The following is a 12,898-nucleotide window of genomic DNA, read 5'->3' on the forward strand; positions in this document are numbered from 1 at the left end:
TAGCCGATTTAAGTTAAGCCTTATAAAATAGTGGGTTTTAATAGAGGACTTTAAACGCTTGAAGGCAATTAGGTATTTTTTATTGAATGTCTGGCACCATCATTAGACAGTGTAACTAAATATCCCCAGTTGCTGTAGCTTCTAATTCTGCGTCAGTTGTGTTCTTTTTAAACCGATAGTTAACAGTTATCAAATCGACTGCGCTCATGCCAGCCGATTGTGTTTTTGCTTTGGATATCATTGGTCACTTTATGCAAACACCCACCTCTAAAACCGAAACGGCAACCTCTTCTCAGACACCGCCACCAACTTGGGTACTCAAAGCCACGGTAATGCTAATTGCGGTATTCGCCTTTTTACAGGTGTACTCTATCCAATCCATCTTACCGGTATTAATGGTCGACTTTGGGGCCAGTGAAGTACAAGTCGGTATGGCGGTTGGGGCGACTGTCATGGCAGTGGCTATCATGTCTCCTTTTTTAGGCATGTTGTCTGATGCCATGGGGCGCAAGCCCATTATCGTGGCGGCATTACTATTTTTAGCGGTACCTACCGCCTTAATTGCGCATAGCAGTAGCGTGGAGGTCTTGACCTTTTGGCGCTTTTTGCAAGGGCTATCTGTTCCCGGTATTACGGTGGTGACCATTGCCTATCTTGGAGAGGAGTTCAAAGGCGGAGCGATTGCTGAGCTCATGGCATATTACGTGTCAGGTACCGTGCTTGGCGGCTTTTCAGGGCGTTTTATTTTAGGACATCTGCATGAGTGGGTCGGTTGGCGAATCGCGTATTATATTATGGCGGCCTTAACCTTTGCCGGAGCACTGTGGGTAGCCAAGACCCTTCCCGCCTCCAAAAAATTTATCCCCAGTCCCAAGTTTCGTACCGCACTGACAACGCTAGCCGGTCACCTGACCAATCGCTATGTGCTATCGGCAGGTTTACTTGGTTTTTGTGTGCTTTTCTCACTGGTCGGCTGCTTTACCTTTATTAACCTGCACCTTGCCGCTACGCCTTACCATTTAGATACGGGACAACTGGCTAATATTTTTACCGTGTATTTACTTGGAGTCATTATCACACCGTTATCAACTAAGTTACTTCAACGCTTTGGGGCAGCACGAACCATTGTTGTGGCCGTTATTATGTCGATGTTGGGCGTATTGATGACCTTATCTGCCCCTTTATGGTTGATTATTATCGGTATCAGCGTCATGTCCTCAGGGGTATTTATTACTCAGTCTGCCACGATCGGCTATATTGCCACCAATGTGCATGAAGGGCGGTCTCTGGCCTCAGGTTTATATTATATGTTTTACTATGCTGGCGGTACGGTTGGGGCATGGGTATGTGGACTGGCTTATGCCCATGGCGAGTGGACTTATACAGTTTGGGCACTACTGTTTATGCAGCTCATGGCTCTATTAATTGCACGATTTGGCATGATTAAAACGCCCCTTAATTCGTAACCAGTAGCACATCAAACGCATTCCCTTGATTTAATTTATACTTAAAGCAGCACTATGGCTATGGTTCTATTTTGTCGGCTTAGTGAGGTTATCGCTGTCGCTCTTTAGTTTGCCTACGACTATAGTCTGTAAGCTCACTAATGAATTGAATTTGCGTCTTTTGAACCATTACTTTGAATTATCTCAATTAAAATTATAATTTGTATTGACCGATCATAGATATCTTTGTTAAATTAAATTTTAATTAAAATGAGATATTTTGTATCGAATATACCCATTTAAAACAACATCATTAGCAAGGAATGCGAATGATGTCATAAGGATGCATTGAGGTACGTTTTACGAAACCTTAGTGCCTATTTAAAACTTTCTAAATTAAAAATCCCATTCAAACAGTCATAACATAGATAGCTAAGGATAGCGCCATGACTAATGCCAAAACCCAAACCCATTATCAGCCTAATTCTACCGAATCATTCTCTCAGCTGTATTCCACGTCAATTAATGACCCAGAAGCATTTTGGGGCAGACAAGCCGAACGCATCTATTGGCATAAAGCACCTGAGCAAATTGTTGATAACAGCAACTTACCTTTTGCAAAATGGTTTGTCGGTGGTGAGACCAATGTCTGCTATAACTGCGTCGATCGCCATTTAGAAGAACGCGCCGAGCAAGACGCCTTTGTTTGGGTATCCTCTGAGATTAATCAAGACCTACTAGACAATCACCCTGGTGTTGCCGAAGCCTTTAAAGAGCTGGACAATCATGTTGAGTTTTACACCGACTATGCTAAGCGTCGCCTCACCTATAACCGCTTATATAAAGAAGTCAATTATTTCGCAGATGTGCTACAACGCTTAGGCGTTGGTAAAGGCGACCGTGTTATTATTTATATGCCGATGATTCTAGAGGCGGCGTACGCCATGTTAGCCTGTACCCGTATCGGCGCGATTCATTCTGTGGTATTTGGCGGCTTTGCAGCGCATAACCTTGCGGTGCGTATGGATGATGCACAAGCAAAATTAGTGGTCACAGTCGATGCCGGTCTGCGCGGTGGCAAAGTGATTAATTATAAGAACTTAGTCAATCAAGGAGTTGAACAAGCGGCGCATAAACCAGAAAAAGTATTGGTGGTGAATCGTGGCATCATGCCATACACCCCGCAACCCATCGATGTCGACTATGCTACTGAGCGCCGCATTAGTTGTGACGCAAAAGCCGTCGTTGAACCAGTCTGGCTTGAGTCAAACGAACCTTGCTACTTACTCTATACTTCAGGTACCACTGGCACACCCAAAGGCGTACAGCGTGATACGGGTGGACATGCCGTCGCCTTAACCACATCGATTGACTACATTTATGATGGCAAGGCAGGAGAGACATTCTGGGCCATTTCTGATATTGGCTGGGCGGTCGGACACTCTTATACCATTTACGCCCCGCTGCTCGCTGGCATGACCAGTATTATGTACGAAGGTCTGCCCCATTATCCAAACCCAGGGATTTGGTGGCGCATTGTCGAGGCCAATAAGGTTAATATTCTGTTTACTGCGCCAACAGGCATCCGAATGCTCAAAAAACAAGATGAATCGTGGCTAACCCGTTATAACACCAGCAGCGTGAAGTCCTTCTTTTTAGCCGGTGAGCCATTGGATGAACCGACGGGTGAATGGCTCTCAAATCATCTTGGGGTGCCAATTATAGATCACTATTGGCAAACAGAGACAGGCTGGCCTATCTTAAGCCATGTTCCTAAGTTTGATCATAAAGATCATAAAGCAGGGTCACCCGGTTACCCTATGTTTGGCTATGATGCCAAAGTGCTTAATGAAGAAACGGGAGAGCCTTGCTCGCCTGGTGAAAAAGGCTTGTTAGCGATTTCAGCACCGCTACCTCCGGGCTGCTTAACCACCGTTTGGGGTAATGATGAGCGCTTTATCAAAAGTTATTACAGCTTATTTGATGGCAATCAATACTCCAGTTCCGACTATGCAACAACCGATGAAGAAGGCTATTTTTATATCCTAGGTCGTACCGACGACGTGATCAATGTTGCAGGACACCGCTTAGGTACGCAGGAGATTGAAGCGGCGATTAGCGAGCATCCTGAAGTGGCAGAAGTTGGGGTTGTTGGTATCAAGGATGACTTAAAAGGCGAATTACCCATTGCCTTTTGTATTTTGCGTGACCCGTCGATAATTGAGGATACCGAAAATAGGTTTAGAGTAGAACAACAGATATTTGGTATCGTTGCCAAGTCTTTAGGGTCTCTGGCCCGCCCTGCTGCTGTTTATTTCCCCACGGCATTACCAAAGACCCGCTCTGGCAAAATCCTACGCCGTGCTATACGCGCTCTAGCGGAAGGTCAAGCCACCGGTGATATGTCGACCTTGGATGATCCCACTGCGATTGATGCAGTTAAGGCGGCATTAGACAATTATTAATAGGATTACCCATTACGATACATAAAAAGCGCCATGGATGACGTTTTTTATGTGCTCAACATCGTAGACTCACAATAATATTTAGAAGGAGCTAAATATGAGTATTTTTGCGATTTTATATCCTTAGCTTTGCTAATGTATTTCGCTTATAGAGGCGTTAGCGTTTTAGTATTGGCACCGGTATTGTCGGTCTTGGCAGTTGTGCTAAGTGGTCAAGGCAGTCAAGCCATGGGGTTTTATACCCAAGTCTTTATGGAAGGTATGGGCAGCTTTGCAGTCAAATACTTTCCCTTATTTATACTAGGCGCTATTTTTGGCAAGCTGATGGAAGACTCAGGCTATGCCTACAGTATTGCACACAATATCGTCAAAAAGCTTGGTGACAAACACGCTTTACTGGCCGTGGTATTAGCCTGCGCCATTTTGACATATGGCGGTGTCTCAGCATTTGTGGTGACCTTTGCCATTTATCCGATGGCCGCTGCTTTGTTTAAAGAGGTTAATATTCCCAAACGGCTAATACCAGGGGCAATTAGTATTGGTGCTTTAACCCTGACCATGACAGCGCTTCCCGGCTCTCCTGCTATTCATAATGGTGCAATCATCACCATGTTGACAATCTGTGGTCTGACTCACAAAGAATCTTATAAAGATATTTTTGTGACTGCTGTCATTGTTCCTATTTTTACTTTAATAGTGATTCTGCTATTAGGCACACTATTTGGCTCATTCTAATCATGCTCCATATCTACACCGCCTATAAGGTAATGATATATCTGACAAAATAATCCTTGTAAAATGATACGATTTATATCATTATTAATTTTATAATTATCACAAGGTTGGCACCTAATTAGGAAGACCGCTAACCTTTTCAACAACCAAAGATAAGGACATCTTATGCATCAAGTTAAACAACTCATCAACGGACAATTCGTCGACTCTAATACTCAAGAATGGATTGACTTAACCGATCCGGCAACTCAAGACGTCATTGCCAAAGTACCACAAACCACCAATGATGAAATCAACGAGGCAGTTGCGGCTGCGAAAGAAGCGTTTAAAACTTGGCGCAAAACACCGATTACCACACGCGCACGTATCTTTTTGACCTATCAAGCCCTAATCCGTGAGCACATGGATGAGCTTGCTGAATTATTAACCTCAGAACAAGGCAAAACCATCGCTGATGCCCGTGGTGACGTGTTCCGCGGTTTGGAGGTGGTCGAGCATGCGGCTGGTATCGCAAACCTGCAAATGGGCGAGTTTGTTGAAAATGTCGCTCGTGGCGTTGATACATATAGTATTTGGCAACCACTTGGGGTTTGTGCCGGTATCACACCATTTAACTTCCCTGCGATGATTCCACTATGGATGTTCCCGATGGCTATTGCTACCGGTAACACCTTTGTACTTAAGCCTTCAGAGCAAGATCCAATGGTAACCATGCGTCTGGTCGAGCTGGCTATTGAAGCTGGCGTGCCAAAAGGCGTCTTAAACGTGGTGCATGGCGGCAAACCAACCGTAGACGCTATTTGTGATCATCCGGATATTAAAGCGGTATCATTCGTTGGTTCAACCAATGTTGGCCATCATGTGTATGACCGTGCCAGCAAAGCCGGCAAACGTGTTCAGTGTATGATGGGCGCGAAAAACCATGCAGTAATATTACCTGACGCCAACAAAGAACAAACTCTAAACCAATTAGCTGGTGCTGCCTTTGGTGCCGCTGGTCAGCGCTGTATGGCACTGTCGGTTGTGGTATTGGTTGGTGATGCTAAAAACTGGATCGATGAGATTAAAGCAAAAGCCGAAAGCTTAGTCGTATCTGCCGGCAAAAACGACAAAGACTTAGGTCCGCTGATTAGCCCACAAGCCAAAGAGCGTGTTGAGCGTTTGATTCAAAGCGGTGTTGATGAAGGTGCTAAGCTGTTATTAGACGGTCGCGGCATTCGTGTTGATGGTTTCGAGAACGGCAACTTTGTTGGTCCAACTATCTTTGATAATGTGACAACCGATATGCAGATTTATAGCCAAGAAATCTTTGGTCCTGTACTGTGTATCATGCGCGCCGATTCGCTAGATGAAGCAATTGAAATCATTAACGCTAATCCAAACGGTAATGGTACCGCTATCTTTACTCAATCTGGTGCTGCCGCTCATAAATTCCAGCAAGACATTGACGTGGGTCAAGTAGGTATCAACTTACCGATTCCTGTACCGCTACCAATGTTCTCATTCTCAGGCTCACGTGCTAGTAAGCTTGGCGACCTAGGTCCTTATGGTAAGCAAGCCGTACAGTTCTATACTCAGACCAAGACAGTCACCGCGCGCTGGTTTGATGATGAAGCGAGTAAAGGTAAGGTAAATACCACCATCTCTATGTAGTTTTAGCATAAAAAAGAAACGGTAAATAGACGCTAGGATAGCGATTGAGAGGGTAATACGTATATCCATAAATCTCTCGATCGCTAACCGAGTTACCCCTCATTACCATTTGAGACCATTAATATATAGTCGAAGCCAGCTAAAAAAGGTACAAGGCAACCGAGTGCAAGTACTACTGTAGTAGGCTAAGCGAGGTTAACACCGTAACTCTTTAGTCTGGCTATGACTATATTATCTACCACAACAGATTTTGCTTGTTATACTACATACGCACCACCTTATAAATTGTTAAACAGGATGCATCATGGACTTTGCATTGACCGACGACCAATTGGCGTACCAAAGAATGGCACGCCAATTCGCCCAAAAGGAATTGAAACCCAACGCTGCCGACTGGGATAGAAACAGCCACTTCCCTGTTGATGTGATCAAAAAAACAGGCGAACTTGGCTTTTTAGGGTTATATACCAACCCAGATTACGACGGCCTTGGCCTACCCCGTCTTGATTCAGCGATAGTATTTGAAGAACTGGCTTGGGGTGACACCGCTGTTGCTGCCTATATCAGTATCCATAATATGGTCACTTGGATGATTGGTGAATATGCCAAAGATGATGTCCGTGCTGACATCGTTCCTCGACTGGTCAGTGGTGAGCTGCTAGGAAGCTACTGCCTCACAGAACCCAACGCCGGCTCTGACGCAGGTTCTTTGACCACTAAGTCAGTCAAACAAGACGGCGACGATTATTATCTACTCAGTGGTGAAAAAACCTTTATCTCAGGGGCAGGCTCAACCGATATATTAGTAGTTATGGCGCGCACTGGCGATGCCGGCCCTAAAGGTGTGTCTGCCTTTGTAGTTGATGCGCACAGTGATGGCATCAGCTACGGCAAAAATGAGCACAAAATGGGCTGGAAAGCACAGCCAACGCGCACTATCCATTTCAAGGACGTTAAAGTCCCTGCCAAAAATCTACTGGGTAAAGAAGGCGAAGGCTTTAAATTTGCCATGAAAGGGCTTGATGGCGGCCGTATTAATATCGGTATTTGTGCCGTCGGTACCGCTCAAGCCGCACTAGAGACAGCACTAAACTATGTGCAAGAGCGCAAGCAGTTTGGCAGTGCAATTAGCGAATTACAGTCGGTGCAGTTTAAACTCGCTGATATGCTGACCCAAACTATCGCTGCCCGTCAGATGCTATATCTTGCTGCCAGCAAAGTGGATAAAAAGCATTCAGATGCCACCACTTACTGTGCTATGGCAAAGCGCCTATCCACTGATCTTAGCTTTGCGGTTGCCAATGAGGCGCTGCAATTGCATGGCGGTTATGGTTATCTAAACGAATACCCGCTCGAGCGTCATGTCCGTGATTTGCGTGTGCATCAAATTTTAGAAGGCACTAACGAGATTATGCGTGTCATCGTATCACGCAAAATGATGAGTGATGGCGCGTTAAATAGTTTACGTTAGTTAGCTCAATAAACTGTCTAGCGCATTATGGACTGAAATAGTCATAACGCAATATGCGTAAACTGAGCTGTATGACGACTGGATATGATTTATTATCACTGTCTGAAAGATAAAGCCAGAAGTATAAAAAATGGCCCCAGTCGCTTAGTAAAAACATAAAATATTAATATAAAAAATAGGGATATTATGAGTAATTACACCAACCTAGATCTTAAAATTGATGGCCACGTGGCCACTATTACCTTAAATAATCCACCAGCCCATACCTGGACGGCTGATAGCTTAGCGTCTTTAAAAAAGCTGGTGACTGACTTAAATAACAACGATTCAGTCTATGCATTAGTCATTCATGGCGATGGTGAGAAATTCTTTTCAGCCGGTGCTGACCTCAATACCTTTGCTGACGGTGACAAAGGCAATGCCATCTCCATGGCAATTGCGTTTGGCGAAGCCTTTGAAGCACTATCAAACTATCGGGGTGTGAGCATCGCAGCCATCAACGGTTACGCCATGGGCGGTGGCCTAGAAGCCGCTCTGGCCTGCGACATTCGTATTGCCGAATCACATGCGGTTATGGCGCTGCCTGAAGCGGCTGTTGGCTTGCTGCCTTGTGCCGGCGGTACTCAAAATCTACCTTGGCTAGTCGGTGAAGGCTGGGCTAAGCGTATGATTTTATGTGGTGAACGTGTCGATGCAGACACTGCACTACGCATTGGCCTAGTCGAAGAAGTGGTCGAAAAAGGTGAAGGCTTAAATACAGCATTAAAGCTTGCACAAAAAGTCGCCAACCAATCGCCTGTTTCGGTGACCTTATCCAAACAACTGGTGCAAGCAGCAAGACACACACCGCCTGCTTACAACTTAATCAATGAGCGTGAAGCGTTCGTTAAACTGTTTGATACCGCAGATCAAACCGAAGGAGTAAATGCGTTTTTAGAAAAGCGTAAACCGACGTGGACCAACAAATAAGTTGTAAAAGGCTCCAATGCAATGTATTTAATCAGTAACGCTCAATATGTTTAACTAACCACGCTCGCTATGTCAGGGAAGATGACAAAGAAATTGTTAGAAGTAATATCAAAAAAGGATTTTAATATGCAGCAACCAGATGATAAACCGGTGTTATTTGCCACACACGCTACCGACTCAGGTCATATGATCGGTGAGATGACATTAAATTCACCCAAATCACTTAATGCGTTGAGTGTTGATATGTGTCAGCTAATGAGTGAGCAGCTCAAGCAGTGGCAAGATGATGACAAAGTTATCGCTGTGATGCTACGTGGTTCGGGTGATAAAGCATTTTGTGCCGGCGGTGATATTCGTAAACTATACGACAGTATGCTCGATAATCCGCCGATGCCAAACCCTTATGCGACTCAATTTTTTGGTAGTGAATACGCGTTATACCGCCAAATGCACTTTTACACCAAACCGATTATCTTATGGGGCAATGGCATTATTATGGGCGGCGGTATGGGCCTAATGGCCGCTTGTAGCCATCGTATTGTGACTGAGACCACCAAATTTGCTATGCCGGAAATTAGCATTGGTTTATTCCCAGATGCCTCAGGTAGCTGGTTCTTGCAGCGTATGCCTGCAAAAACGGGACTGTTTTTAGGCTTAACCGGTGCCCTGTGTAATGGCAGTGACGCCCAGTTTGCCAGCCTTGCCGAGTATGCTCTAACTAGTGACAGCTACCCACAAGTTATCGATGCTTTGAGCAAAATGGATTGGAACACAGACTCAAATAAGCATGGCCTCACCAGTGAAGCCAGTCATCTAACCAGTCGTTGTCTAGCCACGTTATCGCAAAACACACCTGCCGACCTAACCCCTAGCAAACTGGCTGAATACTGGCAAACCATTGAGGCGCTTATGGTCAGCGGCGGCCTGAAAGAAATCGATGCCCTGCTACAGGACGATGACGCTATTGCCAAACTTGACCCAGATTTTGCGCAAGATAAATGGGCGCAGCGTGCCTTGGTCACTTACCGTGCCGGCTGTCCGGTAACTGCTGCTCTAACTTATGAGCTGTATCACCGTGTTAAAGACTTATCGCTTGAGCAGATTCTATATCTAGAAGCCAATGTTGCTGTACACTGCGCAAATAATCCAGATTTCAAAGAAGGCGTTCGCGCTTTATTGATTGATAAAGACAAAAATCCAAACTGGTCTCGCTCTTTAGAGAACTGCTTAGATAAGGCGGGCGATGACTTTATTGCTAGCCACTTTAGAAATCCCTACCCTGCCGGCGAGCATATTTTTGAAGACTGGTTAGGTCGTTATGCCCTAGCTGTTCAACAGACCCTAAACTGACTGAAGGCTGATTACGCCTGAAGTAATCTTACCCCCTGACTCTTTATCTTTTCATCAAGGAGTGATGATATGACAGACAATAACAAAGACACCACCCGTATCGCTTTTATTGGACTTGGCAACATGGGCGGACCGATGGCTAAGAACCTAGTCAAAAGTGGCTACGATGTCACCGTGTTCGACTTATCCGATGCCGCACAGCAGCAATTGGCTGAAGCTGGTGCCTCAACATCTACTTCTCCCAAAGATGCCGCTAAAAATGCCAAGATCGTGATTACTATGTTACCTGCCGGTAAGCATGTTAAAAACGTTTATTTAGGTGATGCAGAAGCGACCGAATTAAGCTCAGATGGCTTACTCTCAGAACTGCCAGAAGGCACGCTAGTCATTGACAGCTCAACCATTGCAGCAGCAGATGCTAGAGTAGTTGCGGCGATTGCCCAGAATCAAGGTATTGAGTTTATTGACGCCCCAGTATCTGGCGGTACTGCTGGTGCAGAAGCAGGAACGCTAACCTTCATTGTAGGGGGTGAAGATGCTGCATTTGATCGTGCAAAACCTATCTTACAGGCTATGGGTAAAAACATTTTTCATGCAGGGGATCATGGCGCAGGACAGGTCGCTAAGATTTGCAACAACATGCTACTGGGCATCTTAATGAGTGGTACTGCTGAAGCCATCAACTTAGGTGTCAAAAACGGCCTAGATGCCGGCGTGTTATCAGAGATTATGCTACAAAGCTCAGGCCGTAACTGGACGCTTGAGGTATACAACCCTTACCCTGGTGTCTCTGACAGCGTGCCCTCGAGTCGCGGCTATACGGGCGGCTTTATGAGTCAGCATATGCACAAGGACTTACATCTAGCGCTGCAAACAGCTGAAGAAACGGGCGTAGAAGTGCCTATGGGTAGCCAAGCGGCACATTTATATGACGGCCATATTGAGCAGTATAAAGAAAAAGACTTCTCAAGCATCATGGGCTACTTTGACGACAGTGTATTAAAAGATATTTAGACCTATTATCAACTAAGCATTTACAGAAAAGCCCAAGTCACTGACTTGGGCTTTTTATTTATCATAACCACCAAAATTTTCGATTAGCTTTGCAATTCATACACCAAAGTTTGAATATCGGCTGCGGCCTCTCGCAAACGTGGCACCGTGGCAATCAGCTCATCAAGCGATATTCGAACCGTTGGCGCATGCATATATAGCGATGCCAAATAACGGTCTTGCTTATCCAAAATTGGCACAGACACCGCCACCATCTCTGAAATAAACTCTTCGTTATCGATACCAATACCTGTCTCGGCAATAGCATCTAACTCAATATTGAGCTGATCAATATCAGTAATGGTATTTTTGGTAAATTTATCCAAGCTTAAGTTCTGCAGCATTTTACTGCGGCGCTCACAAGATAGTTGACTTAAATACAGCTTACCCGTTGCCGTACACCACATGGGTGATTTGGCACCAACAGGCAAATAGATTTGCAGCGGTAAATCAGTCTTAGCACGATTGGTATAAATCATGTCCATATTGTGTGGCACACTGATCCCGCAAGTCTCTTTCACATCACGCACTAAGCGCTGCAGTATCACATGACGTTCGCTATAAAACTGACGCTGCTGCCACAGCTCAACGCTTAGGTTTCTTACTCGGCGACCAGCAATAATACCGCCGCTAATATCAATACTGACAAAGCCTTCATCCACCAATTGCTGTAATAATCGATGAATGGTCGGCTTAGGGATATCTAATTCTTGTGACAACTCTAAAGGGGTAACCGGCTTTGCTGCATACGATACCGCCTCAATAATTTGCAGCACTCGAGTAATAGAGGAGACTTTTGGCATAGCAAACAGACCCTTATAAATGAAGGCAAATACAGCAGGTTATCAGCAATTTAACAAATACCGTTTGGATATGGCACGGCTAAATTAGCGGCGCTGCTCAACGATTAGAGAGTCAATGCCGTTATTTTGCAGCTTTTGCTGTGCCGAGATAACACCCTGACGGTTGGTCATGGTAGAAGAGACAACTTGATAGAACACTTGACCATTAGCCATCTTGTTTTTTACAACATGCGCATCAACACCTGCCATTAATACTTGAGCGCGGCGTTTGTCCGCTTCTTGTGCATTACTAAAGCTATTGATTTGCAAGATATAGCTTAGCTTAGGCGCATTAGCGCGTGCTGCCGTAGCATTCGCGCTATTATTCACCGTATTGGCACGGCCATTGTTTTGGCTCGCACCTGTATTTTGACCTGAGTTATTCTGATTATTATTGCTATTGTTGTTCGTTGACGGCTCGTCATAAGTGCCCTCTTCCTCAACAATTACCATTTCTATCTCGTCATCTGCGACATTCTGATTGTCTGAACCCATAGGATTCGAGACAGTGTCTTCAGAGATACCATAGTTACCAGCATCTGAGTTATTTGTGCGGTTATTCCTTGCTGAATTCTCATCGGTGACGACCACATCTGGCTCAAGCTCGTAATCCTCGCCATATAGCTCATCGTCTCGCACAATGGCCTCATCTGGAATACTGGTTATCTCTTGCTCAGGCAATAAGTCATAGAACTCATAGTCATCGGTTTGCGGTGCTGGCTGATCAATAGGTTCAATTGTACGCTCCTCTACCTTAGTCTCTGTACCAAGATCAAATGGATTCCACAGATACATGGAAACTCCAACCATGACTGTCAAAATAGCGCCAACGAGCATCCACAGCAAGCTTGATACTCCGCTGCCGCGCTTCTCTACTGCGCCTTTCGGTTTTCTTGCTAACATAACGTGTCTCCA

The 12,898-nt window shown here is 45.1% G+C and carries 9 protein-coding genes and 1 pseudogene; 8 read left to right on the forward strand and 2 right to left on the reverse strand.

The window, feature by feature from the left end; translation table 11 throughout:
• The first annotated feature begins 251 nt into the window (after positions 1-251).
• From AC2SLO_RS12030 to mmsB, 8 genes and pseudogenes are all read left to right on the forward strand, one after another.
• Positions 252-1,466, forward strand: coding sequence for an MFS transporter (locus AC2SLO_RS12030; RefSeq protein ID WP_486541601.1), 1,215 nt, complete (start codon positions 252-254; stop codon positions 1,464-1,466).
• Between the two features lie 425 nt (positions 1,467-1,891).
• Complete coding sequence (locus tag AC2SLO_RS12035) at positions 1,892-3,910, forward strand: propionate--CoA ligase (protein ID WP_486541599.1); 2,019 nt, start codon at positions 1,892-1,894, stop codon at positions 3,908-3,910.
• A gap of 97 nt (positions 3,911-4,007) precedes the next feature.
• A pseudogene (locus AC2SLO_RS12040) lies at positions 4,008-4,504 on the forward strand (GntT/GntP/DsdX family permease); the annotation flags it as partial.
• Positions 4,505-4,810: 306 nt separating this feature from the next.
• A complete protein-coding gene (locus tag AC2SLO_RS12045; protein ID WP_486541597.1) occupies positions 4,811-6,298 on the forward strand; it encodes a CoA-acylating methylmalonate-semialdehyde dehydrogenase in 1,488 nt (495 codons plus the stop codon).
• Between the two features lie 304 nt (positions 6,299-6,602).
• Positions 6,603-7,769 carry an acyl-CoA dehydrogenase family protein gene (locus AC2SLO_RS12050; protein ID WP_486541595.1) on the forward strand — a complete coding sequence of 389 codons (1,167 nt, stop codon included), beginning with the start codon at positions 6,603-6,605 and terminating at the stop codon, positions 7,767-7,769.
• Positions 7,770-7,955: 186 nt separating this feature from the next.
• Positions 7,956-8,738: an enoyl-CoA hydratase gene (locus AC2SLO_RS12055; protein WP_486541593.1), complete on the forward strand. Its 783-nt coding sequence runs from the start codon at positions 7,956-7,958 to the stop codon at positions 8,736-8,738.
• 126 nt (positions 8,739-8,864) lie between these two features.
• Positions 8,865-10,088 (forward strand): enoyl-CoA hydratase/isomerase family protein, encoded by a 1,224-nt coding sequence (locus AC2SLO_RS12060; RefSeq protein WP_486541591.1) that lies wholly within the window; start codon positions 8,865-8,867, stop codon positions 10,086-10,088.
• A 69-nt stretch (positions 10,089-10,157) separates the two neighbouring features.
• Entirely contained in the window at positions 10,158-11,102 is a 945-nt protein-coding gene (gene mmsB, locus AC2SLO_RS12065; protein WP_486541589.1) for a 3-hydroxyisobutyrate dehydrogenase, read from the forward strand.
• Positions 11,103-11,185: 83 nt separating this feature from the next.
• Here mmsB and AC2SLO_RS12070 read toward each other — a convergent pair whose 3' ends face one another.
• The gene (locus AC2SLO_RS12070; protein ID WP_486541587.1) at positions 11,186-11,944 is read right to left on the reverse strand and encodes an IclR family transcriptional regulator; all 759 of its coding nucleotides are present in this window, start codon (positions 11,942-11,944) and stop codon (positions 11,186-11,188) included.
• An 84-nt stretch (positions 11,945-12,028) separates the two neighbouring features.
• Positions 12,029-12,886, reverse strand: coding sequence for an SPOR domain-containing protein (locus AC2SLO_RS12075; protein ID WP_486541585.1), 858 nt, complete (start codon positions 12,884-12,886; stop codon positions 12,029-12,031).
• Positions 12,887-12,898 lie beyond the last annotated feature (12 nt).

The organism is Psychrobacter sp. CX14 (genome assembly GCF_057396205.2).